We start from the raw sequence: 20,937 nt of genomic DNA, 5'->3' as shown, positions 1-20,937 counted from the left end.
TCACGGAGTTCCGCTGTCGCTTTTTAGCGAGCCGATACAAGAGTAGATTCACCTTTCGCCGGAGCCACTTTCCAGATAGGACTGGGTTCCGGGAGTCTTCTCCTTTATCGGTCTCTCCAAGCCTGCTGCACGGTTCGAGCTAACTGGGGGCGGGAGCTAACTGGGGTCAGAGTCAAGTTTCGCGATGAAGCACTGCGAAAGTTGACTCCGACCCCAGATGACTCCGACCCCAGATGACTCTGCCCTCAATAGCTACATCATTTAGGGGCTTCAATCGGCAAGCCGCCGAGTATCTGCGCCGGCCGCCGCAAAACCGGATCAAACGGATTGATCTGCGCGCCGACGCTGGCAGCTTCTTTCTTGAGGATCTGCACCACGGTCGGCAAACGGTCGGCATTTAATCTTTCCGCCAGCGTGGCAACGCTCAAGGCTGCCACTGCGCGGCCTTGGCGGTCCAGCACCGGCACCGCAATCCCGGCCATGCCGGGCAGCAAGCCCACCCCATGACTAGCGGCATAACCAAGTTCAAGTGAGCGCTTGATTTCAGTGCGCAAATACACTTCGTCATATAAACCCAGATCCAGCAGGCGCGGCAGATTGAAACGGATGATTTCTTCGCGCTCCGCTTCCGGCAGGAACGCCAGAATCACCAACGCCCCCTGACCAACGCCAAGTGCGACCCGGCCGCCGATGTCGCCGGTGAACGAGCGGATCGGAAACGGCCCCTCGCTGCGATCCAGGCACATGGCGTCGTAGCCGCTGCGCACCAGCAGGAACATGGTGTCGCCCAGCGCGGCCGACAGCCGCAACAGGATAGGCCGGCAGATATCGCGCAAATTGCCGCGATGGCCGGCGCGTGCGGCCAAGGCAAAAAATTCCACACTCAATCGATAGGCTTTGCTGCGTTCGTCCTGTTCGACCACGCCTTCGCCTGTCAGCGCGCGCAGAATGCGGTGCGCGGTGGGCTGGGCCAGGCCGGTTGCGGCGGCTATATGGGTCAGCTTGGCGCCGTCGCCATTGGTCGTTGCCAATGCGCGAATAATCGCGAAACCGCGCTGCAGGCTGGTTCCGGCCGAAACGTCTTGATCTTTCACTATTTCCTCCAGATGAAATTAGTTTATCTATATATCCAATAATGATCCATTAAATGGAATATATCAAATAATTAGTCTGCTATATGGAATATTGGATTGACCCTGATTTTTCTTTTCTCTATATTGCGGAAATGGCCTGGCAGTACTGCGGTAAGGATATTGGGATCAAAACCGACCGTCATGGGAGACAAGTCGATGTCGTTTCTACAGCTGGAAAACCTATCCAAACATTACGGTGACTTCACCGCGGTTGAACAACTCAACCTGACAGTTGAGAAGGGCGAGTTCGTGTCCCTGCTCGGCCCATCGGGTTGCGGCAAGACCACCACCTTGCAAATGATTGCCGGTTTTGTCGAGGCCAGCGCAGGGCGCGTGATCCTGGACGGCCGCGATATCACGCAAGAGAAACCTAACCGGCGCGGCCTGGGCATCGTGTTCCAGAGCTATGCCTTGTTTCCCCACATGACAGTCAGCGCCAATGTCAGCTTCGGCCTGGAAATGCGGCAGATCGCAGCGGACGAACGCGCAGAACGGGTACGCAAGGCGCTGTCGCTGGTGCATCTGGACAAATTCAGCCACCGTTATCCGCGTGAGTTGTCCGGCGGCCAGCGCCAGCGTGTGGCGTTGGCGCGCGCCTTGGTGATTGAACCGCCGGTGCTGCTGCTGGATGAGCCGATGTCGAATCTCGACGCCAAATTGCGCGAAGACATGCAGATCGAACTGCGCGAGATCCAGCGCAAGGTCGGCACCACGACCATCATGGTCACGCATGACCAGTCGGAAGCGCTGTCGATGAGCGATCGGGTAGTCGTCATGGACGCCGGCCGCGCGATACAGATCGCCAAACCGTTCGATGCTTATGAGTGCCCGGTGAACCAGTTCGTCTCGCAATTCGTCGGCAAGGCCAATCTGTTTGAAGGGCAGGTTGCTGCCGTCAGCCAGCAAGGATCGGCACTGAGCGTGCATGGGCAATTGCTGAACACCAGCGATGCAACGCTGCAGATCGGCGAACGGGTCACGCTTTGCCTGCGCCCGGAAAAACTCGAACGCTGCAGCCCGCAGGATGAAATTATCCGTGGCCGGGTGCGCTCCGGTGTGTTTCTTGGCAACCAATGGCTGTATCACATCGATACCGGCCTCGGCGATCTGCTGGCGACCTGGCAGAACTGCGGCAATGCCGCATGCCGCGACGGCGAAGAGGTTTCACTGCGCTGGGCGGCCGACGCGCTGCACATAGTCAAGCGCGAACACCTTGAGGCGCACAATGGCTAAGTCGCCGTCGCTGCCGTATCTGCTGACCGCTCCCGGCGTGATCCTTTTTTTCACGATGGTGCTGGTGCCATTGCTGTTGACCTTGCTGTTGTCCTTCTATGGCTTCGATTCGAATACCGGCATCCGCGCCAGCCTCAGCCTGCACAACTACTGGCAGGTTTTCAGCGATGAATATTTCCATTCGATTTTCTTGCGCACCTTCTGGGTCGCAGGTTTAACCACGCTCATCTGCATATTGATCGGCGCGCCGGAGGCGTATGTATTGAGCCGCATGGCAAAGCCGTGGCGCTCGATTTTCCTGATCATTATTCTCGGCCCCTTGCTGGTGTCTGTGGTGGTGCGCGCTTTCGGCTGGAGCATGCTGCTGAGCGCCAACGGACTAGTCAATTCGACTCTGGTCTGGCTGGGTTTTGCGCCGCTCAAATTGCTCTATACCACTGGTGCAATCGTGATCGCCCTGGTGCATGTGATGCTGCCATTCATGGTGATCCCGGTGTGGACCTCTTTGCAAAGACTCGACCCTACCGTGGCCCAGGCGGCCTTGTCGCTGAACGCTTCGCCGGCAACGGTGTTGCGGCGGATCATACTGCCGCAGGTCTTGCCCGGCATCTTGTCCGGCAGCCTGATCGTGTTCGGCCTCAGCGCCAGCGCCTTTGCGATTCCCGGCTTGCTGGGCGGGCGCCGCCTGAAAGTGGTGGCGACCACGGTCTATGACGAATTCCTCGGCTCTCTGAACTGGCCGCTGGGCGCATCGATAGCCATCATTTTGCTGCTGGCGAATCTGCTCATCATGTTGAGTTACAACCGGGTTTTGGAACGCAAGTATTCCAGAACGCTGGGCTAATGGATTAATTGGAGAACAGATCGCATGCGCAACAATGGTCCGGTTTCACTGATATTCCACGCGCTGGTGGTGACGTTTGTCATGGCGCCGCTGCTGGTGGTGTGCCTGGTCGCGTTCACGCCGGAAGACACGCTGTCGCTGCCGACCCACGGTGTTTCATTGCGCTGGTTCAAAGCCATCTTTGAACATCCTGATTTCGTGCAATCGTTCTACAACAGTTTGCTACTGGCTTTGCTATCGGCCACGGTTTCGCTGTGCGTGGCGCTGCCGGCCGGCCTGGCGATCGGACGCCTGAGTTTTGCCGGCCGCGATTTTTTGAACGCCTTGTTTCTGTCGCCGCTGATCATCCCGACCCTGGTGCTGGGTGTGGCGCTGATGCGCTTGTTTGCCAGCATGGGCGTCAGCGGTTCGTTCGGCTGGCTGGTGATCGCCCATGTGGTGGTGATCAGCCCCTATGTATTGCGGCTGGTGCTGGCGGCGGTAGTGGGTATGGATCAAAGCGCCGAGCAGGCCGCGCAATCGCTAGGCGCCGGCGCCTGGACCGTGTTCCGGCGCATCACGCTGCCGATGATATTGCCCGGCATTACCGGCGGCTGGCTGCTGGCGTTTATCAATAGTTTCGACGAGCTGACCATGTCGATTTTCGTGACCACGCCGGCTACCGTCACCTTGCCGGTGCGTATGTATATGTACGCCACCGAATCGATCGATCCGATGATGGCCTCGGTGTCGGCATTGATGATCCTGATTACCGGCGCGGCGATGCTGCTGCTGGATCGCGTCTACGGCTTGGATAAGGTGTTGATCGGTCAGCAGGGATGAGGCCATGTCAGGAAGCGGAAGCCAAACGATGAGTTTATTTACCAGAGTCGCCGAGACGCAGCGGGCGTCGATTACTTTCTCGCTTGACGGCCGCAGCGTCACAGCGCTGGCGGGCGATACCGTATTGACCGCAGTGCTGACGCAGGCCGACAGCTTGCGCCTGTCCGAATTCAGCGGCAAGCCGCGCGCCGGCTTTTGCCTGATCGGCGCTTGCCAGGATTGTTGGATGCGCACTGAAGACGGACAGCCGGTACGCGCCTGCAGTACAGAAATCCAAAGCGGCATGCGCTTGCTGAGCGCGGTTTCAGGAGGTGCGCGTGAGTGAGATGCTGAATGAGCCACGAATAGTGATTGTCGGCGCCGGCCCGGCTGGCGTGCGTGCTGCCGAGGTCCTGGTGGCGGCCGGTCTGCGGCCCGTGGTGGTCGATGAAAACCAACGCGCCGGCGGCCAGATATACCGCCAGCCGCCGGCCGGGTTTGTGCGTTCTAAAAAGCAGTTATACGGAAGCGAGTCGGCCAAGGCGGATGCACTGCATCACACCTTTGACAGACTACGCAGCGCTATCGACTATCTTCCAGAAACCCTGGTGTGGAATTGCGACGGCCAGCAACTGGATCTGCTGAGACGCGGTCAACAGCAGTCGCTGCCATACTCGCATCTGATCTTATGCACCGGCGCCATCGACCGCGTTTTGCCGTTCCCCGGCTGGCTGTTACCCGGCGTGTACACCCTGGGCGCGGCGCAGGTCGCGTTGAAAGCGCAGGGTTGCGTGATCGGCAGCCGCATGGTGTTGGTCGGCACTGGGCCCCTGCTGTATTTGCTGGCCTATCAATATGCCAAGGCCGGCGCCAGGATCGCGGCAGTGCTGGATACTTCATCGTTTTCCGGCAAACTGCGGGCCGCGCCTGATCTGCTTAAACAACCGCTTACCTTCGCCAAAGGCTTGTATTTTCTCGCCTGGCTGCGCTGTCATGGTGTCAGGATAGTGGAGGGCGTGCAAAAGATTGCCGTCAGCGGCGAACAAAAGGTGGAAGCTATTACATGGCACAAGAACGGCCGCGCCGAGACGCTGGAATGCGACGCCGTGGCTAGCGGTTTCGGCCTGCGCTCGGAAACCCAGCTGGCCGATCTGGCTGCTTGCGCCTTCGAATTCAATCAACTCAATCAGCAGTGGCTGCCGCAGCGCGACGGCGCCGGACGCAGCAGCGTCAAAGGGGTCTACCTGGCCGGCGACGGTAGCGGCATCGCCGGCGCCGACGCCGCTGAACTGGCGGGCAAGCGCGCCGCGCTGGCCTTGCTTGAAGACCTGGGGCAGAGCGTCGACTTGCGAGAAACCCGGCGCCTCGATCGTGCGCTGCACAGCATTCAAGGCTTCAGACGCGGACTGGAACGGGCATTCCCGGCGCCGGTCGAATGGGCGCGCGAGTGTGCCGATGAAGAGATTATCTGCCGCTGCGAAGAAATCACGGCGGGCGAATTGCGCCACAGCGTGAAGCAGGCCGGCACGGTGGAAATAAACCGCCTCAAAGCGCTGACCCGGGTTGGCATGGGACGTTGCCAGGGACGGGTGTGCAGCGCCGCCGCCGCCGAAATCCTGGCGTGCAGCACCGGCAAATCGCTGGCGCAAGTCGGACGGCTGCGCGGGCAGCCGCCGGTGAAGCCATTTCCGGTGGCGGTCGGGGTTGTGCAAAATTCAGTAGCGAATTCTGAGCGAGAGATTGCATGAGCGAGCACTTGAGCGCTGAGGTTGTCATCATCGGCGGCGGCTTGATGGCTTGCTCCGCAGCGCTGGCCTTGCGTCGCATGAATCGCTCGGTGCTGTTGCTGGAGCAGGGCTGGTGCGGCGCCCAAGCCAGCGGTGTCAACTATGGCGGGGTGCGGCGTCAGGGGCGGCCGCCGATACAACTGCCGCTGGCCCAGCGTTCGCATGCGATCTGGCAGCGCCTGCCGGAACTGATCGGCAGCAATTGCGAATATACGATTTCCGGCCATCTGAAGCTGGCGCGTAATGAAGAGGAAATGGCGTCGCTGGAGGATTACCGCGCGCAAGCTGAAGAATTCGGTTTGCAGCTGGAGCTACTGGGACGAGCGGCGCTGCGCCAGCGTTACCCGTGGCTGGGCGACAAGGTTGCCGGCGGCTCTTTGTGTGCCGGCGACGGTCATGCCAATCCGCGTTTGGTGGCAGCGGCTTTTGCATTGGCGGCAAAGCGCCACGGCGCCATCATCCACGAAGGCACGACCGTAGAAACCGCAAGCTTCGATGGCAAGCAGTTTACGGTTCGCGCCAGCAACGGTTTGGAAGTAACCGCAAAATTCCTGCTGAACTGTGCCGGCGCGTGGGGCGCCGCGTTTGCCGAACAGTTTGGCGAGCATGTGCCGGAATATCCGATTTATCCAAATATGTGGGTGACCGAAGCGATGCCGAAACTGGTCGAACCCAACGTCGGCATCGTCGGCGGCGGCTTCTATGCACGCCAGGTGGCGCGCGGAAATTTCGTGCTGGGCGGCGGCCGCGGCACAGGGCAGTTGGCGATCGGGTCGACACGCCCCACCAGTGCCTCCATGTTTGCTTCAATGAAAATGGCCTACGAATTCATCCCGGCGCTGCAAAACGCGTTGGTGATCCGCAGCTGGACTGGCGTCGAAGGCGCGTTGCCAGATCATCAGCCGGTGCTCGGGCCCAGCGCCACGACTCCTGGCTTGTTTCATGCTTTTGGTTTTTCCGGCGCGGGCTTTCAGCTAGCGCCGGCGGTGGGGGAAGTGCTGGCGGAATTGGTGGTTGATCAGGCGACGGCGACGCCCATCCAGGCGTTCAGCATTGCTAGATTCAGTGCGCATAACAGAGGCAGCTAACTGGGGTCAGAGTCATCTGGGGTCAGAGTCAACGGGGTTAGTCAATTTCTGCAGTGCTTCATCGCCAACTTGACTCTGACCCCAGTTAGCTGCGTTTGTTAAGCGCAACCGCGCTGACGTCGATGTAATTGAAGTTACACAGGTGGCAGGCCTGTGTCTGGTATCGGGTGTATTGGGGGCGTTTAATTTTTGAGGAGATGGCAACATGAAATTCAAGCAAATCATCCTGGCGGCAGGATTCATTTCGGCATTAGGCGCTACTGCGACAAGCAACGCCGAAACACGCACGCTATACGTCGGCATGAACGGCGGCAGCATGGAAAAGAATTACACCAGCTATATATTCCCGGATTTTGAAAAAGCCAACAACGTCAAGATCGTGGTGGTGCCCGGTACTTCGGCTGACATCATGGCTAAGATGTCGGCGCAAAAAGACAAACCGCAAATGCATCTGGTGTTTCTCGACGATGGCGTCATGTACCGTGCGGTCGGCATGGGCTTGTGCCAGAAACTGAAAGAGGCGCCGGTATTCAAGGAGATCTATCCTTTCGCCCGCATGGCGAACGACCAGGCGGTGGGGATCGAACTGGGCACCGTCGGCATCGGCTACAACAAAAAGATGTTCGATGAAAAGGGTTGGGCCGCGCCGACTTCGTGGATGGATTTCGCCGATCCGAAATACAAGGGAAAAGTCGTGTTCCAATCGATCCAGAGCAGCACCTTCGGCCTGCACAGCTTCCTGATGTTTAACCGTCTGGTCGGCGGCACCGACAAGAATGTCGAGCCGGGTTTCCAGAAATGGGGCAGCACGGTCGGTCCTAACGTGCTCGAATACCTTTCCAGCTCGGCGAAAATTTCCGAGATGGTGCAAACCGGTGAAACCGCCATTTTCCCGCTGACGCCAACCGCCATTGCGAATTTGAAAGCCAAAGGCATTCCGGCCGAATTCGCTACGCCGAAAGAGGGCGCGGTGATGTTGATGGTGGGCGCTTGCGCGCTGAAAAACAATTCCGAGCCGGAGCTGTCGCAAAAACTGGCGGAATACCTGTTGAGCGCCGGTTCGCAAGCCAAGGCGATGGAATACGCCAACGCGATTCCGATCAACAAGAATGTCAAGATTCCGGAATCGGTGCAAGCCAAGATCGGCAATATCGACAAGCTGATGAAAAACATCAACACGGTCGATTGGGACGTCATCAACAAAGAACGCGCCGCCTGGAACGATCGCTGGAGCCGCATGATCGAGCGCTGAAGCTAGGGCCTGTTGCCATTCAATTTGGGAGATGCGTTCAAAGCAAAACGTGTGGTGGCAAGGGTGTAGCAGGGAATTCGTGCAGCACTGCTGCACGCCTGCGTAACGATACCCGCATGCAGGCGGGTATGCGCCCTGCAAGGGCGTGGCGTAGCTGGGGCTGGTGCCCCAGCAAGCCATGCAACGCGGCCAGCGCACGTTTTGCTTTGAACCCTCCGGGAACGGCTGCAGGCGTCGCATGCCGTTGTTGCAGCTCCTTGCCGTGGCACCGCCACGTCGCGTCGCTGCGCCTAGGCACGCAACGCCTGCCGCGCGTTCGCACTCCCAAATTGAATGGCAACAGGCCCTGATTCTCGCTAGCCGATCCCAAGCGGCGGCGGCCGCCGCTTGATCGGCTGCGCCTTGACGATCGCGGTATTGGTTTCGGCCTTGTCGGCAATGCGGTCGATGATCTGGTCCAGATGCGCAATCGAACGCACGAACAGGCGAGCGATATAACAATCGTCGCCAGTCACTTTGTCGCACTCGCAGAATTCAGGTGTCTGTTCGATCAGTTTCTGGACGATTTGCAGCTTGCCTGGCAAAGGCCTGATGCGGACGATAGCCTGCAACTGGTAGCCGAGTGCTTGCGGGTCGATGTCTACCGTGAAACCACGGATCACGCCGCGTTCCTCAAGGCGATGCAGCCGTTCCGAAACACTGGGCGAGGAAAGGCCGACTTGCTGGCCCAGTTCTTTCAGCGAAATTCGCGCATCCGTGAGCAGAACTTCGAGGATGCGCTGGTCGATATTGTTCAGCATTTTAGTTTTCTCCGAAAATCGGCAGAATGGCCTTACATAATAAGTTATATCGCAAGAAAATCCTTTTATATCGCATGGAAAATGCCGATGCAAAGTGAGATTATCAGCCTCTGACAGTTTTCAGGGGCTATACATGGATAAGACGGTAAGCGGGACGGTTGAAATGACCGCCGCCATGGCGATTTCGGGAACCATCGGCTGGTTCGTCGTGGTCTCGGGCCAGCCGGTGCTGGATGTGGTGTTCTGGCGCTGCGTCTTCGGCGCGGCAACCCTGCTGGTGGTCTGTGCCGGGATGGGCTTGCTGCGCGGCGCCGTCACTTTGCGTCTACTGGCGCTGGCCGCGCTCGGAGGTGTCGCGATAGTCTGCAACTGGTTGCTGCTGTTCCTCTCTTACTCGCGGGCCTCGATCTCGATCAGCACCGCGGTCTACAACACGCAACCGTTCATGCTGGTCGGTCTTGGCGCGATATTTTTCTCCGAACGGCTGACCGTCAACAAACTGGCCTGGCTGGCGATCGCCTTTGCCGGCATGCTGCTGATCGTGCTGGCGCAGCCCGGCGCCGCTGGTTTGAACGCCTATAGCGGCAGCGATTATTTGGCGGGGATATTGATGGCGCTCGGCGCAGCTTTTTTCTATGCGGTCGCCGCCGTCATCACTAAAAAACTGGCCGGCACGCCGCCGCATCTGATCGCGCTGATCCAGGTTTGTGTCGGCATAGTGATGCTGGCGCCTTTCGCGCACCTGTCACAGTTGCCTGCCACCGTCGGCAGCTGGGCGATCCTGGTCACGGTCGGCGTAGTGCATACCGGGCTGATGTATATCCTGCTCTACGGCGCCATCCAGAAGTTGCCGACAGCTCTCACCGGATCGCTATCGTTCATCTATCCGATCGTCGCGATCATGGTTGATTACGTGGCTTTCGGCCATCGCTTGCAGCTGACCCAGATCGGTGGTGCCGCCGCGATTCTGATCGCAGCGGCAGGCATGAATCTCGGCTGGCAGTTGTGGAAGCCGAAGCGTGTCTCGGCTCAAGCCGAGAGTTCAAGCTGAGAGATCAAGCGTAACAACGACCGCGCCACAGTCAGCCGAGTCATCTGGGGTCAGAGTCGACTTTCGCAGAGCTTCATCGCGAAACTCGACTCTGACCCCACATGACGGATTCGGAGAAAGACAGCGCGCACTAAGCGGTTCTGTTCTTTTTTTTTGAGGCAGCTACTCCGTGGCCCGCTAAGTGGGGTCAGAGTGAAGTTTCTGCAAAAGGCGCGCAGAAAGTTCACTCTGACCCCAGTTAGCTGCGTTTGCTGCGTTGGTTAAGCGCGTTGCTTAGACCCAGGTGCGCGCCGCCTCTTCAATCAACGCGATGATTTCAGCAGGGCGCGATGCCATCGACGCATGACCTGCCGCCAGCTCGATGGTTTTCCTGGGTTTCATTCTTTCGACGAACCAGCGCTCTGTTTCGGGCGGGATCATGCGATCGTTGCTTGAGACCTGATACCAGGACGGCTTGACTTTCCATGCCGGTGGTCCGGCGGCGTCGCCGAAGCAACGGGCCGCGATCGGCTTCTGCGTCAACGCCATCACCAGGGCTTCCGTGGCATCCACGTCCTGGCAAAAATTGTCGTGGAACTGATCCGGCGCGAGCCACAGGAAACCGTTGTCGTCCGGCGCAATGCTGGCAGCGCCGGGCGGCGGCTCGCGCATGCCAAAGATGCCTCCCGGGGTTTCGCCTTCATCCGGCGCAAAGGCCGCAATGTACACCAGGCCAACCACATTCGGCGCATGTCCCGCGCCGCTGATCACCATCCCGCCATAGGAGTGACCGACCAGCAGTGTCGGTCCGTTCTGGGCTGCCGCCAGCCTGGTGGTGCGGTCGATATCGTCGGCCAGTGAAGTGAGCGGATTCTGGACTGCGCGCACGCGATATCCCTTGGCATGAAGCGGTGGAATCACGTGGCGCCAATGAGAGCCGTCGCCCCATGCGCCGTGTACCAGAACTATATTGATCTGTGCTGCCATAGCGGATTCTCCTGTGCTGTCGGGCGACCATGAAAACAGCGGGAAACGCGGGATGGGGTCGCTTGAGCCATCCCAGACAATGCCTGCGCTGCTATGGATTTTGCAGCTAGTGTGCGCCTCCCAGGGATTTTTGGCTGTAGTCAGGATGGCAACGGTTGTGTGCAACAGCGGGCCTGGCGCGTTCACTCTTTACGATTTCTGCCTGGCATCGGCCATGCTCCGGTTGTTGGGAGAAAAAGACATGTTGCGTAGAAATTCCCTGTCGCAATTGATAGTAATTGCTAATTGCAATCATTCTCAATAAGATTCGTATTCTGCTGTTTCGACTAAAAATAGAACGATGAAACAGAGAGGGAAGGTAAGGCCGAGTGCATTTCGACCAAGGCCTGGGGAAATTAAAATCACTAAAAAAATAAGCCATATGTCTCAAAATAATGTTGCGCCGCTGATCTGCACTCCAAACAGAGGCAGGTGGCTGCTGGCGCTTGCTGCGGCTTGTCTGCTGGCAGCATGCGGCGGTGGCGGCGGTGGCGATAGCGGCAGCAGCAGTGCCGCCGCGACCCCGATTACGCCCGTGCCTGACGGCGGCCTGAGCCAGGTCGCCAGCCTTGGCAAGAAGATATTCAGCGATCAGAGCTTGTCGGCCTCCGGCAAACAATCTTGTGCTACTTGCCACAATCCCGACAACGCGCACGCGCAGAGCAATGACCTGGCGGTGCAACTGGGCGGCGCCAATCTCGATGTGCCGGGTTTCCGCGCCGTGCCGTCCTTACGCTATCTGAACCTGACCCCGGCTTTCTTTTTTGCCAGCGACGGCACGCCGACCGGCGGCTTCAATCGCGACGGCCGCGTCAACACCCTGGCTGAACAATCGGAGCGGCCGTTCCTGGCGCCGCACGAAATGGCCAACGCCGGCAGGGCCGATGTGATTGCCAAATTAAAATCGGCGGCGTATGTCGAAGAATTCCGCAAGGTATTCGGCGCCGCCATCCTGGATAACAGCGACGACGCCTTCAACCGCATCCAAGTGGCCTTGCAGCAATATCAAAAAGAAGATACGGATTTCCATCCTTACGATTCCAAATACGATCAATTCCTGGCCGGCAAAGTGCCATTGAATGCGGCCGAATTACGCGGACTGGCGCTGTTCAATAATCCAACCAAGGGCAACTGCGTTGCCTGCCACCTGAGCGCCAAGGGCAGCGATGGATCGTCGCCCTTATTTACCGATTTCACCTTCGATAATCTTGGCGTTCCGCGCAATCCGGCGATTGCAGCGACCGCCGATCCTGCTTATTTCGATCTCGGCCTGTGCGGACCGGATCGTACCGATCTGAGCAGCCGCAGCGAGTTGTGCGGCAAGTTCAAGGTGCCGACCTTGCGCAATGTCGCGACGCGCAAAGTGTTTTTCCATAACGGTTACTTCAAGACCCTGCGCGAGGCAGTGAGTTTTTACGTCAAGCGCGATACCAATCCGGAGCTATGGTACCCGGTCGACGCCAACGGCGCGGTGCAAAAATTCAACGACTTGCCCGAGCAATATCGCAAGAACGTGAATGTCACCGAGGTGCCGTATAACCGGCAACCGAATATGCCGCCGGCCTTGTCCGAGAGCGAAGTCGACGATGTCGTGCAATTTCTGGGCACGCTGACCGACGGCTACAAAGCACAATAGAACAATCAATTACACGGGGAAAACAGCATGAAAAAGAACATCCTGGCGCAAGCCGTTGCACTCGCCTTGATGGCCAGCCCGCTGGCCGCATCGGCTAGCGAGGCCGAACTATTGAAGCGACTCGATAAGCTGGCGGCTGAAGTCGAACAGCTCAAGGCCGAGCTGGCCGCCACCAAGAAAAAAACCGACACCGTTGAAAAACGCCAGGATGCGCTGGCGGCGGCGCCAGTAGCGCCCGCAGCGGTAGTGGCCGCATCGGCCGGCACTGCACCGGCCGTCACTGCACCGGTATCAACAGCGGCAGCGGCGTCGCCGGCGACCATGCTGGGCCCTAACACGGTGCTGTCGAGCTATGGCGAAGTTAACTACACCCGTCCGCGTCACGACAGCAGCAAGTCGCAAGCCGATGTCGCACGCGCCGTGATCGGCATCACCCACCGGTTCGACGAAAAGACCAAGATGGTGGCCGAGTTTGAATGGGAGCATGCCGTCACTTCCGCCAGCGACAAGGGCGAGACTGAAGTCGAACAGTTGTATGTCGAACGCGAATTCAACAACGGCCTGCGCGCCAAGGGCGGCTTGTTCCTGATCCCGGCGGGTTTGCTCAACACCAATCATGAACCTACCGCTTATTACGGCGTGTACCGCAACTTCGTTGAAACCGCGATCATTCCATCGACCTGGCGCGAAGCCGGTCTCGGCTTGTCGCAGACGCTCGACAACGGCATCACCTGGGATACCGGCCTGACTACCGGTTTCGATCTCAGCAAATGGGATGCAACCACCACCGACGGCCGCACCTCGCCGCTGGGCAGCATCCACCAGGAAGGCCAGATGGCGAAGTCGCACGATCTGAGCGTGTTCGGCGCATTGAACTGGCGCGGCGTGCCGGGCTTGCTGCTGGGCGGCTCGGTATTCACCGGCAAAATCGGCCAAAAGACGCCGGATTTCGCGGCACAGGATGCGCGCCTGACCTTGTGGGATTTGCATGCGCGCTATACGCCGGGCAAATGGGATCTGTCCGCAGTCTACGCCCGCGGCACCATCAGCAATACCGAAGCGCTGAACCAGACCTTTGCCGGCAATCCGACGCCAGTGCCGTCGTCCTTCTACGGCTGGTATACGCAAGCCGCCTATCAGCTGTGGAAAAACTCTGACTACACATTGACACCGTTCCTTCGCTATGAGCGCTTCAATACCGCCAACAGCTATGCGGCGATGCCGGCCGGCCTGGCAGTTGCCACCGGACCGAACGAAGGCGTGTGGACCGTCGGCACCAACTTCAATGTCGGCGAAGGCGTGGTCTTGAAGGCGGATTATCAGAAGTTCAAGGTCGACACCGCACGCGATCGTTTCAACCTCGGCTTGGGTTATGCTTTCTAATTTACGAAGATTGCGAAGATGAAGCCGATCAATCTAACCGCGCTGGCGCTTGCCGCCAGTGCAAGTTCCAGCGCCTTTGCCACCCAGTACCTGACGGTGGAGCAGGCGCAGCAAGTCATGTTTCCGGACGCGACCGGCTTCCGCGATGTCAGTTTGCAGTTGACCGGCGAGCAGATGAAGCAGGTGGAAAAGCTAGCCGGCCTGCCAGCGCGTTCGGTCGCCTGGCGCGTGTTTGCCGCGTACAAGGGCGATGCCCAGCTGGGTTCGCTGTTGGGTTATGTGGTATTGGACGATGTCATCGGCAAGTTTGAATTGATCTCGTACGCGGTGGCGGTCAATCCCGACGCCAGCATCAAGCAGATTGAAATCCTCACTTATCGTGAAAGCCACGGCTTTGAAATCAAAAGCCCGGCCTGGCGCAAACAGTTTGTCGGCAAGACGGCGGCTGCCGGTTTGAGCATCGGCGACGGCATTGCCAGCATCAGCGGCGCTACGCTGTCGTGCACCCATGTTACCGATGGCGTGCGGCGGATCGCGGCGATTGCCCAGGTCGCTCTGAAAAAATGAGACGGCGCGCGCAGCCTTGGCTGGGAACCCTGGTCGAGGTGACGATTGCCGACACCCTCAGCGAGGCCGCAGCCGCGCTGGCTTTCGACGCCGCTTTTGGTGCCATCGCCGAAGTACATCGCCTGATGAGTTATCACGACGCCGCCAGCGATGTCAGCAAAATCAATCAAATGGCAGTCGGCAGTGCGCTGCAGATCCACGCCCGCACGGCGACGGTGATGCGCGCAGCACTCGATATGAACGCAGTTACAGATGGCCTGTTTGATATTGCTTGCGCATCAAGGCTGGTTGAGTGGGGTTATTTACCTCGCGCCGGCTTGGAAAGCGGCCTGCATCAAGGGCTAGCCCGTCATCAGCGCAATCGACCGGCCCTGCATATCGATGCGGACGGCAACCTTCAAAAGCTGGCGCCGGTGCTGATCGATCTGGGCGGCATCGCCAAGGGTTATGCGGTAGACGCCGCGATCGACGCCTTGCAGGCGTCCGGCGTCGCTGCGGCTTGCGTCAACGCCGGCGGCGATTTGCGGGTATATGGCGAAACCGCTTTTCCAATCATGATCCGCGATCCCCGGGCGCCGACGCAAATCGGTTTCCGGTTCGATCTGAAAGACGCGGCATTGGCAACTTCAGGCAGTTATTTTTCACAGAGAACGGTGCAGGGCCAACCGCGCTCGGCATTGGTGCACGGTGTTGACGGCAGTGCGGTAGTCAATAACATCAGCGTCACGGTGCAAGCGCCTGCATGTATGACGGCGGACGCGCTGACCAAGCTGGTGCTGCTGAGCGCCGATCCGCGTCATCCTTTATTGCAACAGTTTGGGGCGACTGCTTTTATAATCTGACGGATGCGCCAACTCAAACAACCTAAACACAGCCTGCATCACCCCGGTAACCGCCCGCACCTGATCCGCTTCCGGCTTGAACGCTGGCATCGCTTCAGCCTGTATGGCGTATCCGGACTGCTGACCGCCAGCGGCATCCTGTGGCTGATCGCTCATTATTTCCTGCAGGTCGCCGGCGAGTTCGGCGAAACCGTCAATCCGCTCGAACCGTGGGCCATGAAGCTGCATGGCGCGGCCGCCATGGCCGCGCTTTTTTTCGTCGGCAGTTTGCTCAACAATCATATCCGGCGCGCCCACCATGCACGTCGCAATCGCTATTCCGGCTGGAGCATGGTGGCGCTGCTATCTTTGCTGACGGCGAGCGGTTATGCCTTGTACTACCTCGCCAGCGAATCCAGCCGGCCGCTGTGGTCGGCGGCGCACTGGATTCTAGGCTTATCTTTCCCGGCATTGCTGGTGCTGCATATTTTCCTGGGGCGGCGCGCGGCTGGTCCGGGATCTGAAAGATCCGGCCACCGATAAGTGTGTGCGGCTTGTCCCGCTGTCTGCGCGTATTCTCCTGAAATCCGCGTTCGAGTTTGCGTTCATTCTTCCGGCAGAGGAATCCGTTCATCGTCGCCGGGCACCGGATCAAAGCGTTGTTCGCGCCAGTTGCGTTTAGCGGTTTCAATCAGCTCCGGGTTGCTGGCAACGAAATTCCACCAGATGGTGCGCGGGCCGTCGATGGGAGCGCCGCCCAGCAGCATGACCTGGGCTGCTTCGCTGGCGGCAATTTTCACCGCCCGGTCCGCCTGCAATACCGCCAGCACGCCCATTTCCAGCGCCTCGCCATCGATCGTCACGCTGCCGCTGGCGACATACACCGCTTGCTGCGGATATTCAGGCTCCAACGTGAACTGCGCCCCCGCCTTCATTTCGGCGGCCACATACAAGGTCGGCGCATGGACTTTGACCGGCGCTTCCCGGCCAAAGGCGCGGCCGGCGACCACGCGTAAGCGGTAACCATCGCCCTCTATCAAGGGCAAGCTGGCAGCCGGATGATGCGCGAAGGCGGGCGCGCACAGTTCATCGGCCAGCGGCAACGCCACCCAGGTCTGGATGCCATGCAAGCGCCAGCCGCTGGCGCGTTGCGCCGCTGGTGTGCGTTCGGCGTGGACGATGCCGCGCCCAGCCGTCATCCAGTTGACATCGCCAGGGATGATTTCCTGATCGTTACCGAGGCTGTCATGGTGGCGGATCGCGCCTTCGAACAAATAGGTGACGGTAGCCAGGCCGATGTGCGGATGCGGGCGCACATCGATGCCCTGGCCGCTGGCAAAATCGACCGGCCCCATGTGATCGAAAAACAGGAAAGGGCCAACGCTTTGATGGCGGCCGGCGGGCAGTACGCGGCGCACCACCAGTTCGCCGAGATCGCGGGCGCGTCCCGGGATCCGATAAGCAATCGAAGAAGTCGTTGAAGAAGTCGTTGAGGAAGTCGTTGAGGAAGTCGTTGAGGAAGTCATGGGGTTTCTCCTGGCGAATAAGCAAAAATCGGCTTTGAGATCTTAGCAAATTAAGAGGGACGCAGAAAATAAACGGTACTTTGTCTTAAATCTGTAGAGATGCGTTGGCCTTCTTATTCTGCGCTCCTATACTGTATCGACATACAGCAAAAGAGGAGGTCGTAAGAAAGCCGTGGAAATCGTAAGCGGCAACCGTGTTTTACAGGTCTGTGCCGGAGCGGCAGGCATGAGAAGAAGCGCGGGCCAGGGATGTTACTAGCATCCAAGACCCGCTAACCACAAGTAACTAAACAGGAGTTAAGTATGGCTAAGCGCAATGATACGCGACACAGCAGCACATCAACAGTAAACGCAGCACAACGGCTCACAGTATCTTTCTATCAGGACGACAATCCCGAAACACTCTGGATACGCCTGCACGGCAGCGGGGTGGCACAGACCGGCTTCAGCCCCAATGCCAGCGTGCGTGTCAGGGTGATGACCGGGTGCTTGATGATTACCAGCGATTAGAACCAACGCATCACAGGCATCTGCAACAAAAAAACCGCTCCACAATTCCGCGCAGGTCGCGGGGTTGAGAGCGGATTTTTTTATTCAATATGGCCGCCAGCGATTAGCAGGGTGACAGAGCTTCAGATCACACGCCAATGGAAGTGGGCCGCAAAGACCGCGCAAATCACAAAAGCCAGCAATATCAATAGGAAGATGCCGAACTCCTTGCGAGTAGTCGGTAAGTCGGTCAGGGCGCTACCACTTGCGATAGCAAGAATGACGGCAACAACAGCGACCACCGCCAATGTCGCCTTAGCCACCCCGCCAAAGAATATTTCAGCAAAATTTACCCAACGAGAATTGCAAGGCTGCGGAACCGCCGGGCGATGAATTTCTGATTTTTTTTCAAGATCATGATCTTGAAAATGTTGGCATCGATAAGCAGGGAATGCGTTTCACCTGAATGCAGCTGCAGGCTGCTTTGATGAACGCCGAACATTTAAGAGCCAGGCAAAGACAAACAACGATGATGGCGCCAAGGTCACAAGGACACAAAATATAAAGGCAGGGAAAAATATTTCATCTGGATGAGAAATTGCCCAGTGGTTGAGAAAATATACCGGGATAACCTGCGTGAAAAAAATGATCACAGGAAGAAATCCGCACCAAAGAAGTCGATTGCCCCGTCCCACAATAGCGAAACTTACTAGGCAAATCTGAGCCCACATGATCATTGGCAACCATCCAGAAAATGGCAGCAAAAAATCTCTCATTTTTCATTTCTCCGTTTTTTGATTGCCAATATTTGGCCTCAATGGAAGACGAATTTTCACGGGAAGATCAAAGTCCTGCACCAATTTGAGATCGACATAAATTAAATACTGCTGACAAGCCAAAACTCATCAAGACACCAATCCAACTAAACGCAAACGGTTCTTTGTAGCTAAGCCAAATAAATAAAAATATTGTTGAAAAAAATGGTGGATTTCAACCAGTAAAAAAACTTTCCACGGAACGAGTTGTCAATTGTTTGCCCGAAAAGAATGTACGTTATCAGTAACGAAATCCCGGCAATGCAAATAATTCCAAATCCCAGACTCATTTCTGTTCTCCTCGAACCAGTGACTAGACTTCACTGAAGCCGTGGGCTAACAGAGATCCGCCTCCAACCCCGTGCAAGTCGTGGATTTGGACGCGGATTCTAAAAAATTAATCAGCGCTTCTCCAAAAAGAAATGTGAGAACATTCTGCTGTTGCCAGAGTTGTACATTAAATAATATCCATTTTCAATGATCATTGGCTCGAAAGCTTTAATGATTGAACCAGATGTTATTTTCTCCGTCTTCTCTACGAATTTAAGATCGACAGTTGCGGCCGTCCTTGTGCCAATTGACTTGTTCACACAAAAGACCGTAAGTGTTGTAGTGCCGTCGTTCATTAAAAGTCTGTAGCCTGAACAATCGTTTGTTTCTGTAGTTTCCTTTAACTTCTTCCCGTCATTAGAGAACATTTTCAATGTTGGTTTTCCTTCTATTGGCAAAAATTGAACGGTGTCAATCTTGTCGTAATTCAATCGACTATCTTTTACAGAATATGTACCATAAAGCATTGGCAGAACCTCGATAGCTTTTCCTTTCATTACCGGTTCTTTATTCATCGATGTGCAAGCAGAAAGAACAACGGAAAATAAAAATACAGCAGAAATTTTTTTCATGAAACTCTCAATGAAATTTAAAAAATCAATATCTAAATTTGGTGATTTACGCAGTTTTGTTAGATCGTCCTCCATTCGGCCTTAAATCAATTCCCCCCACTTTTACCTTGATGGAATAAAGAATGTGAATATTCCCCGTCCTCGCATACATCGCCTGCATTGGCGCGCGCCAGATACAGGGTCGGTACCAGCATTTCGGTGTTGCTTCCGTCGAGCGTCACCATACGGATTATTTTTTAAAACGTCTTAAATCAAGAACGCGGGTGTCGTGTTGTATACCTAAACCAAATACACCAGCGATCGCTAGAAATACAAAGCCAAGTATGGATGAATACAATTGCGCATTTTCTGTTGAGGCTTTAGCTGCAAAATAAATACAAATAAAAACACAGACAGCGGAGCCATAACATAAACATCCATAGACCAGTAATTCGAATTTCGTCAAATTATCTTTCTTTTGTTTTTGATTTAGCATTTTTTTGGTGGAGTACATGTAGTCGTTTTATTGAGGGAATTATCCAAATATGGGATTACGATCGGTTGTAATATTGCAGCGCCCATCCCAAAACCTGTTTGTATAATTTGTGCTTGCGGCAAAAAAATCGGAAGGACTGTAGAAGCTGAATCTAATAAAGCAGAAGCTGGACTTGGTGGACTCAAAGAGTAATTCGTAGCTTTGAATGCAATTGCCATAGCGAAGAAACCAATATCAACTGGTGGAGGTGCCCAGATTGCAGCAAGCCCTAAACCAGTAGAGCCCTTGTCGGTAAAGTTGGCCAACTGAGCTCTGGTGGGCAGCTGTGGATTGACCGTCACAACAGAACATTGCGTCCCGACGCAGTTTGCTTGTTTGTAGGGGTTAAGTATCCCTGAAACATTATTCATATTCAAAGAAAGATTCTGCGTTGGCGACCACGTGTAATTGTTGCCGGTACCTTGCTGGATATAAGCCATTAAGTCAGGGGAGATATTGAGCGGAACCTGTTGTATCAGTTGTTGTGTGCCGTTTTGTCCATTCTGAACTACTGACCATTTTGCGCCATCATCGTAGACCGTCGCTTTATTGCCATCCACGTTGACAATTGAGCCTGTGCCGACACCTTCGCCCGATCTCTTATTGCCCGCCGCACGCAAAGCATCTTCAACCTGCTCAACGGTGTATTTCCCGTTACTGTTCGCGGCTAGTTGCTTGGCAAGTGTTCTCTCATCCGGATGCAACTGCCGATTGTTAGCGTCAACCGCCACAGCCATCCCCGTACCCGCCATACTGCCGCCACTCACCAACGCCCCCATGCCTGCCGCAGTCCCTAGTGCAATCGCTTGCGATGTCAAATTTGCAGTGGCCGGATCAACTCCCGCATTGATCAAGCCATCGCGGACATTGTTCTGCAAGTCTGTCAGCAGTGTCGCAGCGCTGGCGCTTGCTCCCGCACCCAATGCGCCGGCAACCTCGCCGCTCAATGCACCTGCAGCGATATGCATGGCGACACGCCAGTTACCGTTTTCTCCCCATTCCTCGGCTTTGGCCAGGAGTGCGGCTTGCTTGTCTGGATCGGGTTCTGTTCTGGCTTGCTCTTTTAAAGCGTTAGCTTGACTATCCGCAAATGTCCCGATGGCTTTCGGTGCTTGCTGGCTGAACGCCATCGTTATCTGCGTTTGTGCGTCGATATCCTTTTGCACTTTGTCCTGGTCGAAGATTTTACCAATCCCGGTTTCCTTGTCGCCGGTACGGACACTGGTATTACCCGCAATGCCGCTAATCCCGCTCTGGCTGGTGCTGCTGGCGTTGCCGCTGTCGAGACCG

Annotated in this window: 21 protein-coding genes and 1 pseudogene; 14 read left to right on the top strand and 8 right to left on the bottom strand. The window is 56.7% G+C overall.

The window, feature by feature from the left end; all coding sequences use genetic code 11:
- Positions 1-257: 257 nt before the first annotated feature.
- Positions 258-1,094, bottom strand: coding sequence for an IclR family transcriptional regulator (locus tag VNZ60_RS04605; protein WP_325657249.1), 837 nt, complete (start codon positions 1,092-1,094; stop codon positions 258-260).
- Between the two features lie 195 nt (positions 1,095-1,289).
- Here VNZ60_RS04605 and VNZ60_RS04600 point away from each other — a divergent pair, with 195 nt between their 5' ends.
- The 7 genes from VNZ60_RS04600 (at position 1,290) to VNZ60_RS04570 (ending at position 8,138) form a co-directional block, all read left to right on the top strand.
- Positions 1,290-2,366, top strand: a complete 1,077-nt coding sequence (locus tag VNZ60_RS04600; protein ID WP_325657248.1) for an ABC transporter ATP-binding protein — start codon at positions 1,290-1,292, stop codon at positions 2,364-2,366.
- Positions 2,359-3,210, top strand: coding sequence for an ABC transporter permease (locus tag VNZ60_RS04595; RefSeq protein ID WP_325657247.1), 852 nt, complete (start codon positions 2,359-2,361; stop codon positions 3,208-3,210). Before VNZ60_RS04600 ends, VNZ60_RS04595 begins: the two co-directional genes overlap by 8 nt.
- A gap of 24 nt (positions 3,211-3,234) precedes the next feature.
- Positions 3,235-4,032, top strand: a complete 798-nt coding sequence (locus VNZ60_RS04590) for an ABC transporter permease (protein ID WP_325657246.1) — start codon at positions 3,235-3,237, stop codon at positions 4,030-4,032.
- Between the two features lie 28 nt (positions 4,033-4,060).
- Complete coding sequence (locus tag VNZ60_RS04585) at positions 4,061-4,357, top strand: (2Fe-2S)-binding protein (RefSeq protein ID WP_325657245.1); 297 nt, start codon at positions 4,061-4,063, stop codon at positions 4,355-4,357.
- Position 4,358: 1 nt separating this feature from the next.
- On the top strand, positions 4,359-5,759 hold the full coding sequence (locus tag VNZ60_RS04580; protein ID WP_325657264.1) for an FAD/NAD(P)-dependent oxidoreductase: 1,401 nt from the start codon (positions 4,359-4,361) through the stop codon (positions 5,757-5,759).
- Complete coding sequence (locus VNZ60_RS04575; RefSeq protein WP_325657244.1) at positions 5,756-6,886, top strand: NAD(P)/FAD-dependent oxidoreductase; 1,131 nt, start codon at positions 5,756-5,758, stop codon at positions 6,884-6,886. Before VNZ60_RS04580 ends, VNZ60_RS04575 begins: the two co-directional genes overlap by 4 nt.
- A gap of 205 nt (positions 6,887-7,091) precedes the next feature.
- The gene (locus VNZ60_RS04570) at positions 7,092-8,138 is read left to right on the top strand and encodes an ABC transporter substrate-binding protein (protein WP_325657243.1); all 1,047 of its coding nucleotides are present in this window, start codon (positions 7,092-7,094) and stop codon (positions 8,136-8,138) included.
- A 356-nt stretch (positions 8,139-8,494) separates the two neighbouring features.
- Here VNZ60_RS04570 and VNZ60_RS04565 read toward each other — a convergent pair whose 3' ends face one another.
- Positions 8,495-8,938, bottom strand: a complete 444-nt coding sequence (locus VNZ60_RS04565) for an Lrp/AsnC family transcriptional regulator (RefSeq protein ID WP_325657242.1) — start codon at positions 8,936-8,938, stop codon at positions 8,495-8,497.
- Between the two features lie 133 nt (positions 8,939-9,071).
- On the opposite strand from VNZ60_RS04565, the gene VNZ60_RS04560 reads away from it, so the two are divergent.
- Positions 9,072-9,989, top strand: a complete 918-nt coding sequence (locus VNZ60_RS04560; protein ID WP_325657241.1) for a DMT family transporter — start codon at positions 9,072-9,074, stop codon at positions 9,987-9,989.
- A gap of 273 nt (positions 9,990-10,262) precedes the next feature.
- Here the strand turns inward: VNZ60_RS04560 and VNZ60_RS04555 are convergent, their stop codons facing one another.
- A complete protein-coding gene (locus VNZ60_RS04555) occupies positions 10,263-10,955 on the bottom strand; it encodes an alpha/beta fold hydrolase (protein ID WP_325657240.1) in 693 nt (230 codons plus the stop codon).
- Between the two features lie 421 nt (positions 10,956-11,376).
- On the opposite strand from VNZ60_RS04555, the gene VNZ60_RS04550 reads away from it, so the two are divergent.
- The 5 genes from VNZ60_RS04550 to VNZ60_RS04530 are packed head-to-tail and all read left to right on the top strand — an operon-like array spanning position 11,377 to position 15,944.
- A complete protein-coding gene (locus tag VNZ60_RS04550) occupies positions 11,377-12,630 on the top strand; it encodes a cytochrome-c peroxidase (protein ID WP_325657239.1) in 1,254 nt (417 codons plus the stop codon).
- Positions 12,631-12,657: 27 nt separating this feature from the next.
- Positions 12,658-14,013, top strand: a complete 1,356-nt coding sequence (locus VNZ60_RS04545; protein ID WP_325657238.1) for a hypothetical protein — start codon at positions 12,658-12,660, stop codon at positions 14,011-14,013.
- Positions 14,014-14,031: 18 nt separating this feature from the next.
- Positions 14,032-14,580: an FMN-binding protein gene (locus VNZ60_RS04540; RefSeq protein WP_325657237.1), complete on the top strand. Its 549-nt coding sequence runs from the start codon at positions 14,032-14,034 to the stop codon at positions 14,578-14,580.
- Positions 14,577-15,422: an FAD:protein FMN transferase gene (locus VNZ60_RS04535; protein ID WP_325657236.1), complete on the top strand. Its 846-nt coding sequence runs from the start codon at positions 14,577-14,579 to the stop codon at positions 15,420-15,422. Before VNZ60_RS04540 ends, VNZ60_RS04535 begins: the two co-directional genes overlap by 4 nt.
- 3 nt (positions 15,423-15,425) lie before the next feature.
- Positions 15,426-15,944, top strand: coding sequence for a DUF4405 domain-containing protein (locus tag VNZ60_RS04530; RefSeq protein ID WP_325657235.1), 519 nt, complete (start codon positions 15,426-15,428; stop codon positions 15,942-15,944).
- 62 nt (positions 15,945-16,006) lie between these two features.
- Here VNZ60_RS04530 and VNZ60_RS04525 read toward each other — a convergent pair whose 3' ends face one another.
- A complete protein-coding gene (locus VNZ60_RS04525; protein ID WP_325657234.1) occupies positions 16,007-16,927 on the bottom strand; it encodes a pirin family protein in 921 nt (306 codons plus the stop codon).
- 303 nt (positions 16,928-17,230) lie between these two features.
- Here VNZ60_RS04525 and VNZ60_RS04520 point away from each other — a divergent pair, with 303 nt between their 5' ends.
- On the top strand, positions 17,231-17,437 hold the full coding sequence (locus VNZ60_RS04520; RefSeq protein WP_325657233.1) for a SymE family type I addiction module toxin: 207 nt from the start codon (positions 17,231-17,233) through the stop codon (positions 17,435-17,437).
- A gap of 328 nt (positions 17,438-17,765) precedes the next feature.
- Here the strand turns inward: VNZ60_RS04520 and VNZ60_RS04515 are convergent, their stop codons facing one another.
- The 4 genes and pseudogenes from VNZ60_RS04515 to VNZ60_RS04500 all read right to left on the bottom strand — a co-directional run.
- Positions 17,766-17,918: a hypothetical protein gene (locus tag VNZ60_RS04515; RefSeq protein WP_325657232.1), complete on the bottom strand. Its 153-nt coding sequence runs from the start codon at positions 17,916-17,918 to the stop codon at positions 17,766-17,768.
- A gap of 714 nt (positions 17,919-18,632) precedes the next feature.
- The gene (locus tag VNZ60_RS04510) at positions 18,633-19,133 is read right to left on the bottom strand and encodes a hypothetical protein (protein ID WP_325657231.1); all 501 of its coding nucleotides are present in this window, start codon (positions 19,131-19,133) and stop codon (positions 18,633-18,635) included.
- A 229-nt stretch (positions 19,134-19,362) separates the two neighbouring features.
- Positions 19,363-19,626: a hypothetical protein gene (locus VNZ60_RS04505; RefSeq protein WP_325657230.1), complete on the bottom strand. Its 264-nt coding sequence runs from the start codon at positions 19,624-19,626 to the stop codon at positions 19,363-19,365.
- Positions 19,602-20,937, bottom strand: a pseudogene (locus VNZ60_RS04500) (hypothetical protein); the annotation flags it as partial. The pseudogene VNZ60_RS04500 and the gene VNZ60_RS04505, both read right to left, overlap by 25 nt.

This window comes from Collimonas sp., from assembly GCF_035566375.1.
Taxonomy (GTDB): Bacteria; Pseudomonadota; Gammaproteobacteria; order Burkholderiales; family Burkholderiaceae_D; genus Collimonas.
Note: the sequence above shows the minus strand (reverse complement) of the source record. Positions and strands in the feature narration are given on the sequence as shown.